We start from the raw sequence: 21,925 nt of genomic DNA, 5'->3' as shown, positions 1-21,925 counted from the left end.
TTTATGCCGCGTTCAGGCTGCGTTGCTGGTTGGTGGCGGGATGGCCGGCCCGGAGCGGAAGGTATTGCGGCCGGCCTGTTTGGCCTCGTACAGCAGCACGTCGGCGCGGTTCAGCAATTCCGCCGGGCTCAACTCCTCGTCGCGGTAGAAGGTCAGGCCGATGCTGGTGGAAATCGACACCACCGTGCCGTCGAGGTCAAATTCGGTCTGCATGGCGGCGACGATTTTCGCCGCCAGCGCGGAGGCGTCGTCGATGCGGTGGATGCGGTCCATGACGATGGTGAACTCGTCGCCACCCAGCCGCGCGATGGTGTCGCTGGCGCGCATGGTGTGCGTCAGCCGCGCCGAGAAAGCCTTCAGCAGCGCGTCGCCGACGCCGTGGCCGTAGGTGTCGTTGACCGGCTTGAAGCGGTCGATATCCATATACATCACCGCCATCAGGTTGCCGTTGGCGCGCGCGCCTATCATGGCGTCGTGCAGTTTTTGCAGGAAGCCGGCACGGTTGGTCAGGCCGGTGAGGGCGTCCACCTGCGACAGCCGCAAGAGCCGCAGCTTCTCGCGCTTCTGCGAGCTGATGTCCTGCCGCATGACGTGGAAGCCGATTACCTTGGTGCTTTCCTCGTCCATTTGCGGAATGTAGACCACTTCGAAGGTGCGCTCGGTGGTGTCGCTGGTGTCGTCTTCCTCAAAGGTCAGCGTTTCACCGGCCAGCACGCGCTGCACGTAAGGTTCGAGGAAGGCGTGGCGCTCCGGTCCCATCGTCTCAAGGATGGTGCGGCCCAGAACCGTGGTGCCGGTGCGGTTGAATTCCCGCTCGTAGGCCAGGTTGTGGAAGCGGTAGACTTGTTCGGCGTCGATGTAGGCCACCATGGCCGGCAGCGTATCGGCGATGGTGCGCAGGCGCGCCTCGCTTTCGCGCAGCGCCATCACGGATTTACGGACGTGGGTGATATCGTCCACGGTGCCGACGTAGCCGTACACTTTGCCGTCCACCACCATCGCGGCGATCTTGAACGAGACCCACACGATCATGCCGTCCGGGTGTACGCAGCGTAGCGTGTCCTGGTAGGGCGCGCGGGTTTGCGCCATGTGCTTGAGCGCTGCCTTGAGCACCGCGCGGTCGTGCGGATGGACCGCGCGCATCCACGCATCGCCCAGCGCTTCGTCGCGCGATACGCCGGTAATCAATTCAAAAGTGCGGTTGACGTAGGTGCAGTGGCCGGTGGCGTCGGCGCGGATCAGGCCTAGCGGCGAGGCGTCGTTGACGGCGGCGAGTTCCGCCTGGTTTTTGCGCATCGCCAGTTCAGTTTCCTTGCGCGAGGTGATGTCGCGCACGTTGACCGCCACGCCGTCGGTGATCGGTACGATCTGGTGGTGTAGCCAATGCACGTCGCGATTGGGCAGGAAGTTGACCTCGATTTCTTCCTGCGTCGGCTGGCGCGACTCCAGCACGTGGCGGAATTTGTCGACGAAGCCCTCGGAGTGCAGCTCGGGCATGACCTCGATCAGGCGCTTGCCCTTGATTTGCTCGCTGCGGAAGCCAATCAGCTGCGCGGCGCGTTCATTCAGGTCGGCGATGGTGAAGTCGAGGATCTCGCGGTGCGCGCCGCGCATGCGGCAGGCTTTCAGCAGATACACCGCATCGAGGCTGGCGTCGGCGGCGGCGCGCAGCATCAGCTGCGCCTCTATCACCATGCTGGCGGTGCGGCGCAGGCGGTGCGCCTGCTGCACCAGCAGGTAGACGAATAGCAGCACCAGCGCCGATGCCACCAGGGTGGCGCCGTAGTAGGTGCTGCGCCGGCGGTCGAAACGGGTCATTGCCGCGTCGCTTGGAATGCCTACTACCGCCATCAACAGGTAGCGCGGCATCTCGGTGTAGCCGTAGACACGGTCGATAGCGTCGAACGGGCGTTTCAGCAGCAGCTCGTCGGCAGGCTGCGTGCTGCTGGCCTGCGCCACGCTGAAATCGATACTGTCGCTGATGATGATCTGGTCGTCGATGCGGGCCGAGGACATGCCGTTCTCGCGGCTGAGCAGCATTACCGCGCCACCCGGTTCGACGTTCAGGCGGTCGTAGTCTTCGACGAAATAGGCCGGGTCCATCATCACCAGGATCACGCCGGCGAAGCTGCCGTTGGGATTATTCAGGCGGCGCGATATCTGGATTTGCCATTTCTTGGTGCGGCTGTCGACCACCGGTGTGGATACCAGCGACACGTCGGCTGGATTAGTGATATGACTTTTAAAGAAGGCGGTCTGCTTGAGGTCCGGCGCGAAGTAGCCGTTCATGCTGTCGATGACCAGGCCCTCGTGATTGAGGATGGCCATCGGCAGATCGAGCTTGGTGGGCAGCAGCGAATCGAGCAGGCCATTTTTACGCGCGAATTCGGCCAGCCGCAGACGGCCATCGGTTTCCTCGTATTTCAGCTTGAACAGCTGGGTAGCATGGTCGGTCTGGCGCAGCAGGTGATTGGTGTGCTCGGCCAGCGTGCGCGAAAGCGACTGACTGTGCAAGACGGCTTCGTGACGGGCAGTCATTTTTTCCTGTCGCACCTGATACGCCACCGCCGCCCACATGAAGGCCAGCAGCGCAACGCCAAAGGCGGGCAGCAAGATGGCACGGTACAAACGGCGTAGGAATTCGGGCATCGGATGGCGTTCTTTAGGCTGGTCTGACGTCTCAGCAGTTATTCTGCACGGAAATACGAGTTTTGGCGTGGATGGCGTGAAAAAAGTCGCATTCCGTTCACAGGCAATGTTGATTTCTTTATTAGAATAGCGCTCATGACCGAACCAATTTTGAGCCTGTCCGCCGCGCGGGCGCTGCACCTCGCGGCGCAAGGCCTGCTGCAGCCGCGCCGCCGCAAGGCGCGCCAGCCGGACGTGCTGGAGACGATCCGCCAAATGGGCGTGCTGCAGATCGATACCATCCATGTGGTGGCGCGCAGCCCGTACCTGGTGCTGTGGAGCCGTCTGGGCGACTATCCGCAGCCGTGGCTGGAGCAGGCCCTGGCCGCCGGCGAATTGTTCGAGTACTGGGCGCACGAGGCCTGCTTTGTGCCGGTCGAGGACTACGGCCTGTATCGCCACCGCATGCTCGATCCGGAGGCGATGGGCTGGAAGTATTCGGCCACGTGGATGGAAGAGCGCCGCGCCGATGTGGAGGCGGTGCTGGAACATATCCGTGCCAACGGCCCCACGCGGTCTTCTGATTTCGAACGCACCGACGGCCAAAGTGGCGGCTGGTGGAGCTGGAAGCCGGAGAAGCGTTCGCTGGAAGTGCTGTTCACCACTGGCGCGCTGATGATCGCCGCGCGCCACAACTTCCAGCGCATCTATGATCTGGCGGAGCGTGTGCTGCCGCATTGGGACGACAGCCAGCATTTGCAATCCAAGGATGCGGTGCAGCGCGAATTGGTGCTGAAAGCCGTGAAGGCGCTGGGCTGCGCGCGCGCCGCGTGGATCAGCGACTACTTCCGTACCAAGCCGCCGCGCCTCGATCCGGAAACGCTGGTCGAGCAGGGCGCCTTGCTGCGCGCGTGGGTGGACGATTGGGACGATCCGATCTATGTCCATCCCGATCATGCGGCGCTGCTGGAACAAGCCGCCGCCGGTGCGCTGGCGCCGACGCTGACTACCATCCTGTCGCCGTTCGACCCGGTGGTGTGGGACCGCCGCCGCGCGCAGGAGCTATTCAACTTTGACTACCGGCTGGAATGCTATACGCCGGCCGAGAAGCGCAAATACGGCTATTTCACGCTGCCGATCTTGCGGCGCGGCGCGCTGGTTGGCCGCGTGGACGCTAAGGCGCACCGGCGCGACGGTGTATTTGAAGTGAAGTCGCTGGTGCTGGAGCCCGGAGTGCGTGTCAGCGAACGCTTCACGCGCGACATCGCCGGCGCCTTGCAACGGCTGGCTGATTGGCATGAGTGCCCGCAGATCAAAATAACACAAGCATCGCCGGCTGATTTCGGCAAGCTATTACAAAAGGAAGCTGCATGACACTGCCCGCCGCCCCCGCCAGCCTGCTGGCCGCAGACGGACAACCGCTGTTTGGACGTTATGCCGGCCAGGTCGGCAATATCGACTGGAGCCAACTGGCCAAGCCGTTTGCCCGCAGCCCGCTGTGGCGGCGCTTCCATCACAAGCGCTGGCACTACGTGGCGCTGTGCACGGAAGAGGTGTTCTGCGCGGTGGCCATTGTGGATCTGGGCTGGATCAGCACCGCCTTTGCCTATGCCTTCGACCGCAAGGACGGCGATATGCTGGCCAATTTTTCGCAGGATGGCTTGCCGCTGGTGTCGGCCAAGCTGGCCAACCACGCGGGCCAGTCGAGCCGCTTCAAAACGCGCAACAGCTATATCGCGGTGGATGCGCAGGGTGATGGCAGCTATCAATTGACGCTGCAATGCGATTACCTGGAAATCGATGCGACGTTTGGCCCCGGCCCGTCGCCGCTGCTGCTGGCGACTGGTCCGATCGATAAGGGCTCGGTGCACGCGACGCAGAAATCGTCCGGCATGCCGCTGCACGGCGAAGTGCGGACCTGGCGCGAAGAGTACAAACTCGATGGCGGCGTCGCCAGCTTCGATTATTCCAACGGCCTGCTGGCGCGGAATACCGACTGGCGCTGGGCCTCGGCGCACAATCTGGAACTGGGCTTCAACCTGCAAGCCGGCTATTTCGGCGACCATGAAAATGCCCTGTGGCTGGACGGCGACTTGATTGCGCTGGCCCCGGCCCACTTCCTGTACGATAAAAAGGATGCGCTGTCGCAGTGGCATATTTTTACTGAAGACGATATGCTGGACCTGTACTTCACACCGGAAGGCGCGCGCCGCGACGACAAGAAAATGGTGGTGGCGGCCAGCCGCTACTTGCAACCGATAGGCACTTTCAGCGGCTGGGTGCGCAGTGCGCCGGACCAGCCGAAACGCATGGTCACGCAGCTGATGGGCGTGACCGAAGACCACTCATCCCGCTGGTAAAAACTTATGAGCATCCGCAATCTCGACCGCCTGTTCCAACCACGTTCGGTGGCCGTGATTGGCGCGTCGGATAATCCGCAGCGCATCGGTACGCGGGTGCTGGCCAATTTGCTGGACGGCGAATTTGCGCGCGACGGCGGCAAGGTGTGGCCGCTCAACCCCAAGCATGACACGCTGCGCGGCATGCCGTGCTACGCTCGCGTGGGCGCGCTACCGGCAGCAGCCGACCTAGCGATTATCTGCACGCCGCCTGCTACGGTGGCTGGTTTAATTAGTGAACTGGGACAGGCCGGCACCAAGGCCGCCATCGTGATGACGGCCGATCCGGGCCACACCGGTGGGCGCGCTTTGCGGCAGGCGATGCTGGAAGCGGCCAAGCCGCATCTGCTGCGCATTCTTGGCGCGGGCAGCGTGGGCCTGCAATCGCCGGCGCTGGGATTGAACGCCAGCTTCACGCAAATGGCGGCGTGCACCGGGCGGCTGGCTTTCGTGTCGCAATCGGGCGCGCTGGCGACGGCGGTGCTGGATTGGGCCGGGCAGCGTGGCATAGGCTTCTCGCGCTTCGTCGCGATGGGCGACGGCGTGGACGTCGATTTCGGCGATTTGCTCGACTACCTCGCTGCCGATGCCGACACCGAAGCGATCCTGCTGTGCATAGAGCATGTGAGCAGCGCGCGTAAATTCATGTCGGCGGGACGGTTGGCGGCGCGCGGCAAGCCGGTCATCGTCTTGAAAGTAGGGCGCGATGCGGCGCCGGGTGCGGACCTTGTGTTCGATGCGGCGATCCGCCGCGCCGGCATGTTGCGCGTGCACTCCACCGAAGATTTGTTCGACGCCGTCGAAACGCTGGCGCGCCAGCGTCCGCAGCGCGGCGAGCGGCTGGCGGTGCTGACCAACGGTGGCGGCTTGGGCCTGATCGCTGCCGACGCACTGGCTTGCAGCGGCGCGCAACTGGCGCCCTTGTCGCCTGAGACCAACAGACGCCTGCTGCAAATGGGCGCGCCGCAAACCAATCCGCTCGACTTCCTGGCCGATGCGCCGGTCGAGCACTACACCGGGGCAGTGGAAGCATTGCTGCGCGATCCGCAGGCCGACGCGCTGCTGTTCCTGCATGCACCCACCGCGATGGTGGCGAGCGACCTGATAGCCGCCGCCGTCGCGCCTATCATGCAAGCAGCGGATAAAAACGTGTTGTCCTGCTGGCTGGGCGGAGGTTCGGTAGCGCAGGCGCGGCGCGTGTTTGCGGACGCCGGCTTGCCGACTTACGACACGCCGGAAAAAGCCGTCAACGGCTTTCTGCAAATCGCGCAGTACCGCCGCAACCAGGAGCTGTTGATGGAAGTACCGACCGGTGTGCCAGCCACCAGCGCTGGTGAACGCTCGGCGGCGCGCGCGCTGGTGCAGGCCGCGCTGGCAGCCGGCCGCACCGAATTGTCGGACACCGATGCGCGTGCGCTGATGGCGGCTTACGGCCTCGCACTGGCCACGCCGCAACAAGCCGCGTTGACCGGCGCCACGCTGGCAGCAGCGCGGATTCAAATCAGTCACGATCCGGTATTCGGACCGGTGGTGTTTTTCGGGCAGGGTGGCATCGCAGCCGATGTGGCGGCCGACCGCGCGGCCGGCCTGCCGCCGTTGAACATGACGCTGGCGCGTGACCTGGTCAGCCGCACCCGCGTCTCGCGCCTGCTGGCGCAAAGCCAGACGCCTGCCGACGCCGAAGCGCTGATCCGCACGCTGGTGCAAGTGGCTGATATGGTGGCCGATCTGCCGGAGCTGACCGAGCTTGATCTCAATCCGCTGTTGGCGATAGGCGGCAGCGTGGTGGCGCTGGGCGCGCGCATGCAGCTGGCCAAAGCCCGTGCGCGCCGCGCCGCATTGGCGATTCGTCCGTATCCGCAGGAGCTGGAAGAGCGCGTGGACTGGGGCGGCGGGCAGATCCTGCTGCGCCCGATCCGGCCGGAAGACGGGCCGCAGCACCAGGTCTTCTTCAGTGCACTGGATGCCGATGATATTCGCCTGCGCTTTTTCTCCGCCATGCGCGAGCTGCCGCCGGCCCAATTGGCGCGCCTGACGCAAATCGATTATGACCGCGCGATGGCTTTCATCGCGACGCGCCCGAACGCCGCCGGCGAGCCGGAAACGCTGGGCGTGGTGCGCGCAGTGACCGATCCCGATAATCAGTCTGCTGAATTTGCCATCATCGTGCGTTCCGATTTGAAAGGGCGCGGACTGGGCTATATTTTGTTCCAAAAACTGGTGGATTATTTCCGTGCACATGGCACGCGGGAGATCGTCGGCGATGCTTTATCGGAGAACGGCGGCGTGCAAAAACTGATACGCCATTTCGGCGGCGTGGTATTGCCGCATCCAGAAGCAGGAATGGTGCGCCTTCAGTTACCTTTGCGATAGCATTTGTATAAAGCTTGATATATATTTGGGTATATCGGCGCTAGGGCGAGTTTGTGCTACGTCAAAGCGCGCACTGTCGGGAATATTTACACTTTTACTTCCACCATACAAGCCTTGGGAGTCAGAAGAATGTTAACCGCCACATATACTTTGGTAGCTCTGTCTGTCGAACAAGCCAGTGTTCGTCTGAGCCTGCTATCGTTCCAGAAGTATATGCGCAGCACGCTCATGCAGCAGAACCGCATGACTCTGTCGCAGCTGGAATACGCGTGCGAAAACCTGAATACCCTGTATCAAGCCTGTCACTGGCGCAAGACCGAGATGTATCTGATCCCGGCGCTGCGTGACGCCACCGAGCGCGCCGATCATCTGTTGGACGAACTCAATCGTTTAAACCAGAACGCGTTGACGTCGATCCGCTTGCTGCAAGACAAGCTGGGCGCCCTGGCCGATGTGCGCGACGAACAAGTCAGCGAAGTGTGCGACAGCATCGATACTTTCTGCGCATCCTTGCTCAAGCGCCTGGAAAAAGAGGAGCAGGAGTTGTTCGGGCTGGCACGCAATGCGATTGCTGGCGAAACCTGGTTCTCAATTGCCAACCAGTTGATGATGCATGATAAGCATTTGGATGAAATGAAGCGCTCCGGCCTGCCGCCAGCCGAAGCCGCGCAAGTGACGGCGCGCCGCCACGCGCTGCCGGGCGGGGACGTGGATGACGGTCAGATTTCTATTCCGGGCCTGCAAGTGCTGCCCATAGTTGGACTGGACGACGAGCCAGTCCAGCCTGTACGCCGGTCCTCGCGGCAGTCGGCGCGAGACGATGTCATTATGAAATAACCACCCCGTAGCGCATGCGTAGGGCAAATTCCTCCTGCTTTGCTATGATGGTGGTTTTAGCCATCACCATAGCGCACCATGTTTGAATTCCTCTTTAAGCGTGCTACAGAAACTTCGGCCATTGCGCCATCCCCGGCGGCAGCGCCGGAACCGGATGCGGCTGCCGGTCGCCGTGACGAGCAGGCGCAGCGCGCCGCCGCCCTGAATGGCAATGAAGCGGCTGCGGTCGCCCTGATCCTGGAAAGTGAATTTGCCGGCGTGCGCCAGGCTGCGGCCGAGCATGTGCACACGCAGGCTGCACTGGAGCAGGTGCTGCAGGCGGTGCGCAACAGCGACCGTCGCGTCGCCAAGCTGATGCAGGGCCGGCTGGACGCCATCCGCTACCAGCAAGCAGAGCAACAAAAAGCACAGGCGTGCCTGGATCTGGCGCAACGTCTGTTGCAAGATGAAAAGCTGACGCCGAACGCTGTGGCGGAACTGGACCGGCAGTGGCAGGTGGTGGCCGAAGTGCCATCGCTGGCCACTGAGTACGCTTCGGCGCGCGCGGCGCTGGCGGCGCGGCTGGAAGCGCAGGTGAATTTGCAGCGTGTGATCATTGATGCGCTGGCGGCGTTGCGCAAGCTGCCGGAAGCCGGCTTGCCGGCGGAAGAGGCCCTGCAAGCGCTGGAACGCCACGCTGCCGCGCAAAGCGGCTACCAGGAAGCGCCAGAGCATAATGCGCTCCCGCGCCACCTGCTGAGCGACTTCGCGCTAGCCGTGGAACAAACCCGTGCCGCGCTGACCGTGGCGCCGAAGCCAGCCCCGGCCCCGGCCCCGGTCAATGCTGCCGCAGCGCCTGCCGCCGGTGCAGCGGGCCGCGCAGCGTCGGCCACCACGGGCGCAGCTGGCCATGCCGTAACGCCGGCCGCCGCCGATGGTGCGACGCCAGCTTTGTCCGATGCGAGCGCACCAGCAGGACGCGCGGACGACGGCGAGGCCGCGCCGCGCAAGCAACCCAAGCCTGCCTCTGCGCCGAAAGAGGTCGACAAGAAATTCCTCGAAACGCTGGACGCGCTGGAAGCCGCTCTTGAGCACGGCCAACTGCACATCGCTGCCGAACACGATAAATGGCTGCGCGAGCACAAAACCCGCCTTAGCCACGCACAAACCGAACACCTGAACCACGTCCGCGCCGAACTCAAGCGCCTGGGCGACTGGGCCCGCTGGGGCGGCAACGTCTCGCGCGAGGAACTGGTCAAGGCCGTGGAAGAACTGCCAGACCAAAAGCTGGCGATGAGCGAACTGGCCAAAAAAGTCGGCAGCATGCGCGACCGCTGGAAGCAGCTGGACGCCGTCTCCGGCCACGCGCCGAAATCGCTGTGGGAGCGTTTCGACGCCGCCTGCACCAGCGCCTACGCGCCGGCCGCCGCCCACTTCAAGCATCTGGCCGACGAACGCCATGCCAACGCCGCCAAGGCGCAAATCCTGATCGCTGAAACCGAAGCGCTGGCCGCATCCATTGCCACCGGCGCCGATCTGAAAAACGTCGCCGCCGCCGGCCAGCGCCTGCGCCAGATGTGGGGGCGTCTCGGCACCATCGACCGCAAGGAGAAACGCAAGCTGGACCAAACCTTCGACAAGGTATTGGCCAGCATGCTGGCCCCGCTGTCCGACCAGCGCAAGATCGAAGCCGTCAAGCGCGAGCAGCTGATTACCGAAGCCGAAGCGATGGATCCGTCCGACCGCCACACGCTGGACAAGCTGCGCCGCCTGCAGGAGCGCTGGCAAGAACAAGCCAAGGCGCTGCCGCTGGAACGCAAGATCGAGCAAGCGCTGTGGCAGCGTTTCCGCGCCGCCTGCGACGCCATCTTCACCAAGCGCAAGGAAACCGCCCACGCTGCCGATCATGAGCGCAAGGCCCATCTGCACGCGCGCGAGGCCATCTGCAAGGAACTGGAAGAAGCCACTTTCAGCGGCGAAGACAAGGCGCAGCAGGCCGCCATCGCCAAGGCCTTGAAAGACGCCGCCGCTGCATGGCACGCCACCGGCACTGTGCCGCGCGCGGCCGAGCCGCGCATCAACCAGCGCTACCACAACGCTGTCGGCAAAGTACAGGCGCAGGCTGACGCCATCAAGAAACGCGCCGGCGCCGCCCAAGCCAATGCATTGCGCGACAAGCTGCGCCTGTGCCAGTCGCTGGAAAGCGCGATCGGCAGCAATGGCGAAGCGATCGATAACGCCGACTGGCAAGCCAAGTGGTCGGCGCTGCCGTCGCTGGGCAACGACTACGAGCGCGCGCTGAATGGCCGCTTCAACGCCGCACTGGCAGCTACCGACGGCAAACGCAGCGCCTACGCGCAAGAGCTGGAGCGCAACCGCGCCAAGCTGCTGGATGAAGTGCTGCGTCTCGAAATTGTGGCCGGTGTCGATAGCGGCGCCGAGTTCGCGCGCGAGCGTTTGAAGATGCAGGTGGAAGTACTGCAATCGTCCCTGAAATCGGGCCAGAAGCCGCAATCGGCCTCGGCGGCTTACTTGCAGCTGTGCGCCATGCCGGCGCTGGCCGACGCCCGCACTACCAGCCGTATCGAGCAGCTGTTCCGCCGCATCGGCTCTTCGGAGCGTGCATGAGTTTGAATGAAGTCCGGATCCAGGCCGAGGATTTCGACCTGTCCACGGAAGTTGCACAGCTGCGCGCCGATCACCCCAAGGTTGGCGGCGTGGTGACTTTTGTCGGCACGGTGCGCGACCTGAACGAGGGCGCCTCCGTGTCGGAAATGGAGCTTGAACATTATCCGGGCATGACCGAGCAATCGATCAGCAATATTGTCGATCAGGCAAAACAGCGCTGGCCGATCTTCTCCGCGCTGGTCATCCACCGTATTGGCTCGCTCAAGCCGAAGGACCAGATCGTGCTGGTAGCCGTCACCTCAGCCCACCGGGGCGAGGCTTTCGCCGCCAGCGAGTTCATTATCGATTACCTGAAGACGGAAGCGCCATTCTGGAAAAAAGAGCGAACGCCGGACGGTGCGCGCTGGGTCGACGCCCGCGTTAGTGATGACGCGGCCTTGAATAAATGGAAGTAGCTCCTATGTAAGCGATAAGTTAAATTTATCGGAGCAACACCATGCGTCAGGACAAACTCACCACCAAACTCCAGGAAGCCCTGTCGGACTCGCAGAGTCTGGCCGTGGGCAATGACAACCAGTACATCGAACCCGTACACTTGCTGACGGCCCTGTTGAACCAGGACGACGGCAGCGCACGTTCGCTGTTGCAGCGGGCCGGCGTCAACGTCGGCGGCCTGACCAAGGCGCTGACTGCGGCGCTGGAGCGCCTGCCGAAAGTCTCCGGCACCGACGGCAATGTACAAGCCAGCCGCGAGCTGGTGGGCGTACTGAATCTCGCAGATAAAGAGGCACAGAAGCGCGTTGACCAGTTCATTTCCAGCGAAATGGTGCTGCTGGCACTGGCCGACGACAAGTCGGAGGCCGGCAAGCTGGCCCGTGAAAGCGGCCTGACCCGCAAATCGCTGGAAGCCGCCATCGACACCGTGCGCGGTGGCGCGAAAGTGGACTCGCAAGAAGCCGAAGGCCAGCGCGAAGCCCTGAAAAAATACACCCTCGACCTGACCGAGCGCGCCCGTTTGGGCAAGCTGGATCCTGTGATCGGCCGCGATGACGAAATCCGCCGCGCCATCCAGGTGCTGCAACGCCGCAGCAAAAATAATCCTGTGCTGATCGGCGAACCCGGCGTCGGCAAGACCGCCATCGTGGAAGGCCTCGCACAGCGTATCGTCAACAACGAGGTGCCGGATTCGCTGAAAGGCAAGCGCGTGCTGGCGCTGGACATGGCCGCCCTGATCGCCGGCGCAAAATATCGCGGCGAGTTTGAAGAGCGCCTGAAAACCGTGCTGAAAGAACTGGCGATGGACGAAGGCCAGACCATCGTCTTCATCGATGAGATGCACACGATGGTCGGCGCCGGCAAGGCCGATGGCGCCATGGATGCGGGCAATATGCTGAAGCCAGCGCTGGCGCGCGGCGAGCTGCATTGCGTCGGTGCGACCACGCTGGACGAGTATCGCAAATACATCGAGAAGGATGCTGCGCTGGAGCGCCGCTTCCAGAAAATCCTGGTCGACGAGCCGACCGTGGAAGCCACTATCGCCATCTTGCGTGGCTTGCAGGACAAGTACGAGCTGCACCACCAGGTCGCGATTTCGGACGCCGCGATTATCGCTGCGGCTGAACTGTCGCACCGCTATATTACTGATCGCTTCTTGCCGGACAAGGCCATCGATTTGATCGATGAAGCCGCCGCCAAAATCAAGATCGAAATCGACTCCAAGCCGGAGGTGATGGACAAGCTGGAACGCCGCCTGATCCAATTGAAGATCGAGAAGGAAGCCGTCAAGAAGGAAAAGGATGAGGGCTCGCGCAAGCGCTTGGAACTGATCAACGAGGAAATCGTACGCCTGACGCGCGAGCTCAACGACTTTGAAGAAATCCTCAAAGCCGAAAAAGCCGTGGTGCAGGGTAGTACCCACATCAAGGAAGAAATCGAGCAGATCAAGCTGCAGATGGAGCAGGCCACGCGCGAGAGCAATTGGCAGCTGGTTTCGGAATTGCAGTACGGTCGCCTGCCGCAGCTGGAGGCGGAGCTCAAGCTCGCCGAAGCCGCATCGGCCAAAGGCGTGTCGTTGGAAAAGGATACGCCGCCGAAGCAGCGCCTGCTGCGTACCGAAGTCGGCGCCGAGGAAATCGCCGAAGTGGTGTCGCGCGCGACTGGTATTCCAGTGTCGCGCATGATGCAGGGCGAGCGCGAGAAGCTGCTGCACATTGAAGAGAAGCTGCACGACCGCGTGGTTGGTCAGGACGAGGCGATCAGCGCTGTGGCTGATGCCATCCGCCGCTCACGCGCCGGCCTGGCCGATCCGAATCGTCCATACGGTTCGTTCCTGTTCCTCGGCCCAACCGGCGTCGGCAAGACCGAGCTGACCAAGGCATTGGCCGGCTTCCTGTTCGACACGGAAGAATCGCTGATCCGCATCGACATGAGCGAGTTCATGGAGAAGCATTCGGTGGCCCGTTTGATCGGCGCGCCGCCCGGCTACGTGGGCTACGATGAGGGCGGCTACCTGACCGAAGCCGTGCGCCGCAAGCCGTACAGCGTGATCCTGCTGGACGAGGTGGAGAAGGCGCACCCCGACGTGTTCAATGTGCTGCTGCAGGCGCTGGACGATGGCCGCATGACGGACGGGCAGGGCCGCACGGTGGACTTCAAGAATACCGTCATCATCATGACCTCGAACCTTGGTTCGCATAAGATCCAGTCGATGGAAGACTCGGATCCGGGCGTGGTCAAGCTGGCGGTGATGGCCGAGGTGCGCTCGCACTTCCGTCCAGAGTTCATCAACCGGATCGATGAGATTGTGGTGTTCCACGGCCTGGACGAGAAGAACATCGGCGCGATTGCCCGCATCCAGCTGGCGATCCTGGAAAAACGTTTGGGCAAGATGGATATCGGCCTGACGGTGACCGACGCCGCGCTGCAGAAGATTGCCGAGGCGGGCTACGATCCGGTGTATGGCGCCCGCCCGCTGAAACGCGCGATCCAGCAGCAGATTGAAAATCCGCTGTCCAAGCTGATCCTGCAAGGGACGTTCGGACCGAAGGACACCATCCATGTTGAAGCCAAGGATGGTGCGCTGAGTTTCAGCTAATCTGCTTCATGGCGGATGATGCGGTTGCGACCGTCGCGTTTAGCGCGGTACAACGCATCGTCTGCCCGTTTCAGTACTTCCTCATATGAGGTGTCGCCCGCCGTCATCTCGCTCAGGCCGCCGCTGATGGTGGCGCCGCTGCCCAGCGTGCCCAGTGCCTGCAAGCCTTCCGCAATCTTGATCCGTAGCCGTTCCGAAATCGTCATCGCGTGTGCGCTGGCGGTGTGCGGCATCAGCACCACGAATTCATCGCCGCCCAGGCGGGCAGGGAAGTCGGCCGCGCGCAATTCGTAGCGGCAGATCTCGGCGGTGGTGGTGATGGCCTTATCGCCAGCCAAATGGCCGTACTGGTCGTTGATGCCCTTGAAGTGGTCGATATCGAAAATCAGCACCGAGGTCGGCGTTTTATAGCGCGCGAATAACTCGAAATGTTCGGTCAGGCCATTCATCAGCTTGCGGCGATTGGCGAGGCCGGTCAGCGCGTCGGTTTCGCTTTGCATGCGCAGCAGCGCTTCCAGCTTCTTGCTGGCGGTGATATTGCTGGCCACCCACAGCACCGCATCTTCGCCCATCACCTGGTATTCCAGCGGCTGGACGCGGCCTTCAAACCAGATGGTCTCCATCGGGCCGGTGTCGCCCACGCCCTTGACGTCGTCTGCGGCCAGCGGGTACTCGACCACGTGCAGGCCGCGCGAAGCTAGCGCAATGGTGATCTGGGCCTGGAACCATGCGGCCTTTTCCGCGTTCAGTACGTCCGCGATGGACTTTCCGATCAGGCCGCTGCCGTCGTGGTAGTAGCGGCTATCGGTGCCGCCGAAGATAGCGGCGTAGCGGCCGCTGCGTGTCAAGATGAATGCCGGGTCCGGCAGCGCCGACAGCAGCGCTGCGATTTGTTCGTTCGAGAAGAGGGACAGGTCCGCCATTCGATATCGATTTTCTAATTGATGAGTTTCCACTAATGTACCGTACTTTTCTCCAAGCACACGTTATCGGCGCAAAAATTGAAAACTTGACCTTCAATCACTATTGTTATTATTTAAAGAAGCTGGAGGGCGAGCAGCCGAAGGTCTTGCGGAACATGGCGGAGAAAGCCGACTGGCTGGCGTAGCCCAGTTGCGCTGCCACTTGCGACAGCGGCATGCCGCGCGCGATCAGCGGCGCCGCCTGGGCGATGCGCACTTGCTGGCGCCAGTGGCTAAAGCCCATGCCCAGTTCCCGTTCGAACAGGCGGGTGAGGGTGCGTTCGGAGGCGCCTACTTGCGCGGCCCAGTCTGCTAGCGTCAGCTCGGCGCCGGGATCGGCGATCAGGGCGTCGCACAGGGCTTTGAGGCGTTTGTCGCTGGGCAGGGGCACGCGCACCGGCTGCTCGGCGCAGCGCGGGATTTCGTCGAGGATCATTTCCATCAGCAGATGCTCGCGCGGTGATTGCTCTTGCCGGTTCAGTGCTTCCAGCGCCGCCAGTAGTTCGCGCAGCAGGCCTGACAGTTCCAGCACCTTGCACTCGGGCCCGGCGAATGGCGCGCGGCCGGCATACACGCGCATCGGCCGCAGGTGGGTGTTTTCCAGCACCGTCACGCCGTGCATCACGCCGGGCGGAATCCAAACGGCGCGCTGCGGCGGCACGATCCAGCTGCTGTTGTTGGCCTCGACCCGCATCACGCCGTGCACGGCATAGGTGAGCTGGCCCCAGTCGTGGTAATGCGGCTTGAGCACGGCGGTGGCATGCAGGTCACGGCCCGCCAGCGTGATTGGCCGGGCTGGCCCCGGCGCATCGTGGTCCCAGTTGAAATCGGTATGGCTGACGATGGGAATAGGCATGGCGGAAATGCGATAAATGTTGTCCTGCTATCTTAAATCAGACGGCGGAAAATTGCTTAAACTTCAGCAAACAATATGGAGAGCAGCATGAACGACAAAACTTTGCTGCGCCAGGATGCCCGCGTGATTACGCTGGTCGGGCTGGCGCATGGTACTTCCCACTTTTATCACGTGATCCTGGCGGCGCTGATTCCTTGGCTGAAACCGGAGTTCGGTCTCAGCTACTCGGAGCTGGGCTTGCTGATGACGATTTTCTTTGTGGTCTCCGGCGTGGGGCAGGCGATGGCCGGCTTCGTGGTCGACCGGCTGGGCGCGCGCGCTGTGCTGTTCAGCGGCATCGCGCTGCTGGGCGTGTCGGCGGTGCTGCTGTCGAGTGCCCACACGTACACACAGCTGATGCTGGGCGCGCTTTTGGCCGGCTGCGGCAACAGCGTATTCCATCCGGCCGACTACACTTTGCTGAACCAGCGCGTGTCCAAGGCGCGGCTGGCGCATGGCTTCTCGGTGCACGGCATCAGCGGCAATATTGGCTGGGCGCTGTCGCCGCTGTTCCTGACGTTTGTGGCGGGCCGCACTGACTGGCGCACTGCGCTGTTGAGCGCGGCCCTGCTGCCGCTGGTGGTTCTGGTGCTGCTGGTCTGGAATCGCCATGCGCTGCGGCCCGAGCCTGCGGCGATTCCGGTAGCCGGCGGCGCTGCGGGTGACGCCAGCGCCTTCGGCTTCCTGAAGTTGAAAGTGGTGTGGCTGTGCTTTGCCTTCTTCTTCATTTCCGCCGTGGCGCTGGCCGGCGTCCAGACGTTTGCTTCGACCAGCCTGGTGAGCTTGTACGGCATGTCGCTGGCGACGGCCACGTCGGCCTACACCTGCTATATGTTCGCTTCGGCGGCGGGCATGTTGTACGGCGGCTTCCTCGGTGCGGGCAGCCGCAACCATGACCGCATCATCATGATCGCCTTCGGCTCGGCGGCGGTGCTGGCACTGGTGCTCGCGGCGGCTGTGGTGCCAGCGTGGATGGCGGTAGTGCTGATGGGCTTGATCGGTCTGGTGACCGGCATTTCTGGTCCGTCGCGCGATTTGATGATCCGCAGCGCGGCGCCAGCCAATGCCACCGGCCGTGTGTTCGGCGTGGTGTATTCCGGTCTGGACAGCGGCCTCGCCGTGGGCCCGATGATGTTTGGCGCCATGATGGACGCCAACCATCCAGCCGGTGTGTTTGTCGGCATCGCCATCTTCCAGGCGCTGGTGATCCTGACGGCGGTGGGTGTCGGCAGCAATAGCCGCGTGACTGCCGTGCCTAAAACCGCATAGAATTTAGTCATCTTTATCACTACGCAAGAGGACGACGATGAGCTTTGCCACCACCGATTTATGCGACGACAACGCCAACCTGCTGGACGACGGACGTCTGGCCGTGCTGCCGCCGGTGTTCAAGCACTATGGCCAGCGTGTGCGCTTTGCGGGCCGCGTCGTGACGCTGAAAGTGCACGAAGATAACGCGCTGGTGCGCTCGACTCTTGAAACGCCGGGCGACGGCAACGTGCTGGTGGTGGACGGCGGCGGCAGCCTGCGCCGGGCACTGGTTGGTGGCCAGCTAGGCTTGCTGGCACAGGACAACGGCTGGGCCGGCATCATCGTCGATGGCTGCATTCGCGATACCGATGAAATCAACGCCTGCGATATCGGCGTGCGCGCGCTGGCGGCCCATCCGCAAAAAAGCAGCAAGAAGGGCGTGGGCGAGCGCAATGTGCGCGTGCATATCGCCGGCGTGCCGGTCAATCCCGGCGACTGGGTCTATGCCGACGCCGACGGTGTTTTAATCGCACAGCAAAAACTCGTTTCGTAATACGAAACATACTAGTTGAAAGCACTTCCATTCTGAGAAATATTGTTTCGCATCGCGGAAGTGCGCATCTAAGCGATTGATTTATCGCGAGATTTATTCCCTTGTTTGTCTTATAGAAGACCACCTATCATTTTCCCTAACGAGCAAGGGGAAACATGACATCGCGTGAGCATCAAATCGCTGAACTGCAGGACGACTGGGACACCAATCCGCGCTGGACGGGCGTCACTCGTGCTTACACTGCGGCCGAGGTGGTGGGTTTGCGCGGTTCCCTCAAGATCCAGCACACGCTGGCGCAGCGCGGCGCAGATAAGCTGTGGCAGCTGCTGGGCGGCGAAACTTTCGTCAATGCGCTAGGCGCGCTGACTGGCAACCAGGCCGTGCAGCAAGTGTGCGCCGGTTTGAAAGCCATCTATCTTCCAGGCTGGCAGGCGACGGGCGAGATGCTGCCGCTGCCGCTGGCAGTCAAGCGCATCAGCAACGCCTTGCAGCATGCGGACCAGCGCCAGTGGGCCGAGGGCAAGGGTGGGATCGATTTCTTCGCGCCCATCGTGGCCGATGCACAAGCGGAATCGATGAAGTCCATGATCGAAGCAGGCGTGGCGGGCGTGCATGTTGGCGATCTGCTGGCGGCGGGCAAGCACAACGTACTAGCGCCAACCCGTGAAGCGGTCGAGCGCCTGAGCGCAGTGCGCATGGCGGCCGATGTGATGGGCGTACCGACACTGGTCATCGCCCGCACCGATGCGGCGGTCACAGATTTGTTGAGTTCGGATGTGGATGGCAACGACCAGCCGTTTTGCACTGGTGAGCGCACGGTGGAAGGTCACTACAAGGTCCGCAACGGTCTTGAACAAGCAGTGGCGCGCGCCTTGGCTTACGCGCCGTACGCCGATCTGGTGTGGTGCGAGACCAGCAAGCCGGACCTGGCTTTCGCTCAGCAGTTCGCGGCAGCGGTGCATGCACAGTTCCCGGGCAAGATGTTGGCCTACAACTGCTCGCCGTCGTTCAATTGGAAGCAAAACCTGGACGACGCCACTATCGCGCGTTTCCAGCAAGCGCTGGGTGCGATGGGTTATAAATTCCAGTTCATCGCGCTGGCTGGTTTTCACGCGCTGAACTACGGCATGTTCAACCTGGCGCACGGCTATGCGCGGCGCCAGATGCCGGCCTTTGTCGAATTGCAGGAAGCAGAATTTGCTGCGGCTGAACGCGGTTTCAGCGTGGCGTAACGGTAAAAGGGAGTGAGATGGTGGGGGCGGGCGATAACTGTTCCAACTAGAAGCGGCAGCGACACAATCGCTGCCGCTTTGCCGTTTACGGCTGCTGTTGCTGTTGATGCTGTTGCAGGTGGCCGCGCAGGCGCTGCTGGAACTCGTCGATGTCATCGACCGTGGCCAGGTCATCGTCGACTTCGACCAGATGGGTGGAGTGGCCGGCCGCGAACGATACGGTCGCTTCCACACCATCTTTGCTCTCCGACAGGCTGTGCCCCTGGACCGCGCCCAGCACGTTGCCGTGCACGTCCGTTACGATGGTCATCTTCATGACATACCTCCGCCTTGCAGGTTGTGGAAGCAACCGCCGACACCCTGGTTGTGGATGTTGACGAAGTACGTGGCGTTGCCGTTGTTGTCCTTGCGCTTGCGCTGCTGGTCGGCCATGTGGACCGCGCCCTGGTTGGGCGTTTTCACATCGGCCGAGGCGAACTGGGTGCCGTGGTCGGAACCGTAGCTGTAGTTCCAGAATGCGGTTTGACCGGGCGCCAGAAACGTCAGCGGCCCTACGTTATTGAAAGCCATGATCTCCTCCATGAAAGAATGCTGCACGCGCGGATGCGCACGCGGCAGTTCCATCTTAGTCATGCTAAATGAGCACGCTTTGATGCAAACGATATGAACGCTTTTTTGGTGGCTGGCGCGTTCTGGGGGATAATGGCGGATTGAATCAATCAGGATCACCAGCTTATGTTCTCTTACCGCCACGCCTTCCACGCGGGTAACCATGCCGACGTGCTCAAGCACTTCGTGACCATCCAGTTGCTGCAGTACCTCAACCAGAAAGATGTGGCCTACAGCTACATCGACACCCACTCGGGCGCTGGGGTCTACGAACTGGACGGCGCATTTGCGTCCAAAAATGCCGAGTACGACACCGGCATCGGCCCGCTGTGGAACCTGACGGATATGCCGCCGGCGGTCAAAGAGTACGTTGACCTGATCCGCGCCATGAACCCGAGCGGCAAGATGCGCTACTACCCGGGCTCGCCGTACATCGCCGAGCAGGTGGCGCGCGAGCAGGATCGCCTGCGCCTGTTCGAGTTGCATCCGGCCGATTCCAAGCTGCTGGCTGATAACTTCCGCAAGCTGGACGAGCACAAGGCGCAGCAAGGCATCCGTTCCACGGTGCGCGGCAAGCGCGTGCTGGTGACCCGTGGCGATGGCTTCGCCTCGCTGAAAGCACTGCTGCCGCCGCCATCGCGCCGCGGGCTGGTGCTGATCGACCCGCCGTATGAAGACAAGCAGGACTACAAAAAAACCAAGGACGTGCTGGCCGAGGCGCTGGGCCGCTTCCCGACTGGCACCTACGCCGTCTGGTATCCGCTGCTGCAGCGCATGGAATCGCGCCAGTTCGCCGACAAGCTCAAGCAGCTGCCTGCCGCCACCTGGCTGAACGTGGTGCTGACTATCAAGAAGCCGATGCCGGACGGGATCGGCGGTCTGCACAGCAGCGGCATGTTCATCCTGAACCCGCCGTACACGCTGGAGCCGATGTTGAAAGAGGTTATGCCATGGCTGGTAAAAGCGCTGGGCCAGGACGCCGGCGCGCGCTTTACGCTGGAGACTGGCACCCAAGCGACGGCTGGACGCAACAATAGTGAACGCCGTCCACCAGTTCGACAGAAAAATATTGTCAAGACTGCATAACTGGGTATAGGCTGGTGATACACGAATTGACAGTGGGAGCTCCCCATGATGTTAGCGTCGTCATCGGCACCAAACAAGTTAGTTGATAACTTCTTCCTTGCGCGCCAGCCCATCCTCAACCGGGGACAGCGGCTGGTGGCATATGAACTTCTCTTCCGCGACGCTGCCACGCGCAACGACGCTCACGTCACCGACGACACCGAGGCCACCGCTACTGTGATCGCTCATGCGGCCGAGCTGGGCATGGGACAGGTAGTGGGCGACCAGATGGCGTTCGTCAACGTCGATGCGGTCGGCCTGATGAGCGACTTTATCCGCTTCCTGCCGAACGACAAGGTCATTCTTGAAATCCTCGAAACCGTGAAGGCCACGCCGGAAATCCTGGCGCGCATCAGTGAGCTCAAGCAGGCAGGCTTTAAGTTTGCGCTGGATGACGTGATCGGCCATTCGGAAGACGTGCAGAAATTCACGCCGCTGTGTGATGTAATCAAGGTCGACATCAAGGACATGCAGCCCGGTACCTTGCCGGCGCTGGCCAAGGTGCTGAAGAACCCGAAGCAAAAGCTGCTGGCGGAGAAGGTGGAAACCGTCGAGGAATTCCAGCAGTGCATGGAGCTGGGCTTTGAATACTTCCAGGGCTACTACTTTGCGCGGCCGGTAATTTTGAGTGGCAAGAAGATCTCGCCGTCGCAGATGAGCGTGCTGAACTTGCTGGAACTGCTCGATCGCGACGCCAGCAGTGCCGAGATTGAGCGCAGCGTCAAGCATGACGCCCTGATTACCTTGAACCTGCTGCGGCTGGTGAATACGCCGGCGGTGGGTGCGCGCCAGCGTATCAATTCGGTTGGTCATGCGCTGATGGTGCTGGGACGACGCCAGCTGCGGCGCTGGCTACAGATCCTGTTATATGTGAAGAATGGCGGCACACAGGAATTCACGTCGCCGCTGCTGCAGCTGGCCACTACCCGTGGCAAGACGATGGAGCTGATGGTTGAGCATCGCAAGCCGGGCCAGCGCGTGTGTGCTGATATCGGCTTCACGGTGGGCGTGATGTCGCTGATGGATACGCTGTTCTCGATCCACATGCGCGATGTGCTGGAGAGTGTGAGCGTGCTGGATGAGGTGAGAGCGGCGCTGCTGCACCGCGCCGGTGATTACGGCAACATGCTGAGCCTGATCGAGCACATTGAGCGCGGGCGCGATAGCAAGGTGCTGGCGCAGATGCTGCACCAGCTGGACCTCAAGCCGGCCGAGCTCTACAGCATCCAGTTGACTGCCATCGAGTGGGTGACCGAATACACCCGCGGCATCTAACCCGGGGTCAGTTCTGCCAATCGGACACGAGCTCCGCCGTAGCGGCCGCTACGGCGGAGCTCGTGTCCGATTGGCAGAACTGACC

At 62.2% G+C, this 21,925-nt stretch carries 16 protein-coding genes and 1 pseudogene; 12 read left to right on the top strand and 5 right to left on the bottom strand.

All coding sequences use genetic code 11. The features are described from left to right. Positions 1–12 precede the first annotated feature (12 nt). Positions 13–2,649 carry a sensor domain-containing diguanylate cyclase gene (locus tag GTP46_RS28375; RefSeq protein WP_161009993.1) on the bottom strand — a complete coding sequence of 879 codons (2,637 nt, stop codon included), beginning with the start codon at positions 2,647–2,649 and terminating at the stop codon, positions 13–15. Positions 2,650–2,784: 135 nt separating this feature from the next. On the opposite strand from GTP46_RS28375, the gene GTP46_RS28370 reads away from it, so the two are divergent. From GTP46_RS28370 to clpB, 7 genes are all read left to right on the top strand, one after another. Beyond that, positions 2,785–4,002, top strand: a complete 1,218-nt coding sequence (locus GTP46_RS28370; protein ID WP_161009992.1) for a winged helix-turn-helix domain-containing protein — start codon at positions 2,785–2,787, stop codon at positions 4,000–4,002. Next, positions 3,999–4,988 (top strand): DUF2804 domain-containing protein, encoded by a 990-nt coding sequence (locus tag GTP46_RS28365; protein ID WP_161009991.1) that lies wholly within the window; start codon positions 3,999–4,001, stop codon positions 4,986–4,988. The genes GTP46_RS28370 and GTP46_RS28365 overlap by 4 nt, the downstream gene beginning before the upstream one ends. A gap of 6 nt (positions 4,989–4,994) precedes the next feature. Continuing rightward, positions 4,995–7,400, top strand: a complete 2,406-nt coding sequence (locus GTP46_RS28360) for a bifunctional acetate--CoA ligase family protein/GNAT family N-acetyltransferase (RefSeq protein WP_161009990.1) — start codon at positions 4,995–4,997, stop codon at positions 7,398–7,400. 243 nt (positions 7,401–7,643) lie between these two features. Continuing rightward, a complete protein-coding gene (locus tag GTP46_RS28355; RefSeq protein ID WP_229259145.1) occupies positions 7,644–8,237 on the top strand; it encodes a hypothetical protein in 594 nt (197 codons plus the stop codon). 78 nt (positions 8,238–8,315) lie between these two features. Then, entirely contained in the window at positions 8,316–10,844 is a 2,529-nt protein-coding gene (locus tag GTP46_RS28350) for a DUF349 domain-containing protein (protein ID WP_161009989.1), read from the top strand. Then, on the top strand, positions 10,841–11,299 hold the full coding sequence (gene moaE / locus GTP46_RS28345) for a molybdopterin synthase catalytic subunit MoaE (RefSeq protein WP_161009988.1): 459 nt from the start codon (positions 10,841–10,843) through the stop codon (positions 11,297–11,299). Before GTP46_RS28350 ends, moaE begins: the two co-directional genes overlap by 4 nt. Positions 11,300–11,340: 41 nt before the next feature. Then, positions 11,341–13,938, top strand: a complete 2,598-nt coding sequence (gene clpB / locus GTP46_RS28340; RefSeq protein ID WP_161009987.1) for an ATP-dependent chaperone ClpB — start codon at positions 11,341–11,343, stop codon at positions 13,936–13,938. Here the strand turns inward: clpB and GTP46_RS28335 are convergent. Together GTP46_RS28335 and GTP46_RS28330 are read right to left on the bottom strand one after the other, a co-directional pair. Continuing rightward, positions 13,935–14,861 (bottom strand): GGDEF domain-containing protein, encoded by a 927-nt coding sequence (locus tag GTP46_RS28335; RefSeq protein ID WP_161009986.1) that lies wholly within the window; start codon positions 14,859–14,861, stop codon positions 13,935–13,937. The two genes, clpB and GTP46_RS28335, sit on opposite strands and share 4 nt — an antisense overlap. Positions 14,862–14,970: 109 nt before the next feature. After that, positions 14,971–15,756 (bottom strand): helix-turn-helix transcriptional regulator, encoded by a 786-nt coding sequence (locus GTP46_RS28330; RefSeq protein ID WP_161009985.1) that lies wholly within the window; start codon positions 15,754–15,756, stop codon positions 14,971–14,973. An 87-nt stretch (positions 15,757–15,843) separates the two neighbouring features. On the opposite strand from GTP46_RS28330, the gene GTP46_RS28325 reads away from it, so the two are divergent. The 3 genes and pseudogenes from GTP46_RS28325 to GTP46_RS28315 all read left to right on the top strand — a co-directional run. Next, on the top strand, positions 15,844–17,064 hold the full coding sequence (locus GTP46_RS28325) for an MFS transporter (RefSeq protein WP_161009984.1): 1,221 nt from the start codon (positions 15,844–15,846) through the stop codon (positions 17,062–17,064). A 37-nt stretch (positions 17,065–17,101) separates the two neighbouring features. Then, positions 17,102–17,599 (top strand): ribonuclease E activity regulator RraA, encoded by a 498-nt coding sequence (gene rraA / locus GTP46_RS28320; RefSeq protein WP_161009983.1) that lies wholly within the window; start codon positions 17,102–17,104, stop codon positions 17,597–17,599. Between the two features lie 155 nt (positions 17,600–17,754). Then, a pseudogene (locus GTP46_RS28315) lies at positions 17,755–18,822 on the top strand (isocitrate lyase/phosphoenolpyruvate mutase family protein); the annotation flags it as partial. A 94-nt stretch (positions 18,823–18,916) separates the two neighbouring features. Here the strand turns inward: GTP46_RS28315 and GTP46_RS28310 are convergent. Both GTP46_RS28310 and GTP46_RS28305 read right to left on the bottom strand, forming a co-directional pair. After that, positions 18,917–19,147 (bottom strand): hypothetical protein, encoded by a 231-nt coding sequence (locus tag GTP46_RS28310; RefSeq protein WP_161009981.1) that lies wholly within the window; start codon positions 19,145–19,147, stop codon positions 18,917–18,919. Then, on the bottom strand, positions 19,144–19,401 hold the full coding sequence (locus GTP46_RS28305; RefSeq protein ID WP_161009980.1) for a hypothetical protein: 258 nt from the start codon (positions 19,399–19,401) through the stop codon (positions 19,144–19,146). The genes GTP46_RS28310 and GTP46_RS28305 overlap by 4 nt, the downstream gene beginning before the upstream one ends. Before the next feature lie 165 nt (positions 19,402–19,566). Here GTP46_RS28305 and GTP46_RS28300 point away from each other — a divergent pair, with 165 nt between their 5' ends. Next, the gene (locus GTP46_RS28300) at positions 19,567–20,526 is read left to right on the top strand and encodes a 23S rRNA (adenine(2030)-N(6))-methyltransferase RlmJ (RefSeq protein ID WP_161009979.1); all 960 of its coding nucleotides are present in this window, start codon (positions 19,567–19,569) and stop codon (positions 20,524–20,526) included. A 45-nt stretch (positions 20,527–20,571) separates the two neighbouring features. Then, positions 20,572–21,840 carry an EAL and HDOD domain-containing protein gene (locus GTP46_RS28295; protein ID WP_161009978.1) on the top strand — a complete coding sequence of 423 codons (1,269 nt, stop codon included), beginning with the start codon at positions 20,572–20,574 and terminating at the stop codon, positions 21,838–21,840. The last annotated feature ends 85 nt before the right edge of the window (positions 21,841–21,925 follow it).

This window comes from Duganella flavida, assembly GCF_009857445.1.
Classification (GTDB): domain Bacteria; phylum Pseudomonadota; class Gammaproteobacteria; order Burkholderiales; family Burkholderiaceae_D; genus Rugamonas; species Rugamonas flavida.
The sequence above is the reverse complement of the archived record's forward strand: the minus strand, read 5'-3'. Positions and strand labels throughout refer to the sequence as shown.

Coding starts and splice junctions, on each gene's coding strand:
- moaE (WP_161009988.1), top strand. CDS start 10,841: ATGAGTTTGAATGAAGTCCGGATCCAGGCCGAGGATTTCGACCTGTCC.
- GTP46_RS28325 (WP_161009984.1), top strand. CDS start 15,844: ATGAACGACAAAACTTTGCTGCGCCAGGATGCCCGCGTGATTACGCTG.
- GTP46_RS28360 (WP_161009990.1), top strand. CDS start 4,995: ATGAGCATCCGCAATCTCGACCGCCTGTTCCAACCACGTTCGGTGGCC.
- GTP46_RS28355 (WP_229259145.1), top strand. CDS start 7,644: ATGACTCTGTCGCAGCTGGAATACGCGTGCGAAAACCTGAATACCCTG.
- GTP46_RS28300 (WP_161009979.1), top strand. CDS start 19,567: ATGTTCTCTTACCGCCACGCCTTCCACGCGGGTAACCATGCCGACGTG.
- GTP46_RS28370 (WP_161009992.1), top strand. CDS start 2,785: ATGACCGAACCAATTTTGAGCCTGTCCGCCGCGCGGGCGCTGCACCTC.
- GTP46_RS28330 (WP_161009985.1), bottom strand. CDS start 15,756: ATGCCTATTCCCATCGTCAGCCATACCGATTTCAACTGGGACCACGAT.
- GTP46_RS28350 (WP_161009989.1), top strand. CDS start 8,316: ATGTTTGAATTCCTCTTTAAGCGTGCTACAGAAACTTCGGCCATTGCG.
- GTP46_RS28375 (WP_161009993.1), bottom strand. CDS start 2,649: ATGCCCGAATTCCTACGCCGTTTGTACCGTGCCATCTTGCTGCCCGCC.
- GTP46_RS28295 (WP_161009978.1), top strand. CDS start 20,572: ATGATGTTAGCGTCGTCATCGGCACCAAACAAGTTAGTTGATAACTTC.
- GTP46_RS28310 (WP_161009981.1), bottom strand. CDS start 19,147: ATGAAGATGACCATCGTAACGGACGTGCACGGCAACGTGCTGGGCGCG.
- GTP46_RS28305 (WP_161009980.1), bottom strand. CDS start 19,401: ATGGCTTTCAATAACGTAGGGCCGCTGACGTTTCTGGCGCCCGGTCAA.
- rraA (WP_161009983.1), top strand. CDS start 17,102: ATGAGCTTTGCCACCACCGATTTATGCGACGACAACGCCAACCTGCTG.
- GTP46_RS28365 (WP_161009991.1), top strand. CDS start 3,999: ATGACACTGCCCGCCGCCCCCGCCAGCCTGCTGGCCGCAGACGGACAA.
- GTP46_RS28335 (WP_161009986.1), bottom strand. CDS start 14,861: ATGGCGGACCTGTCCCTCTTCTCGAACGAACAAATCGCAGCGCTGCTG.
- clpB (WP_161009987.1), top strand. CDS start 11,341: ATGCGTCAGGACAAACTCACCACCAAACTCCAGGAAGCCCTGTCGGAC.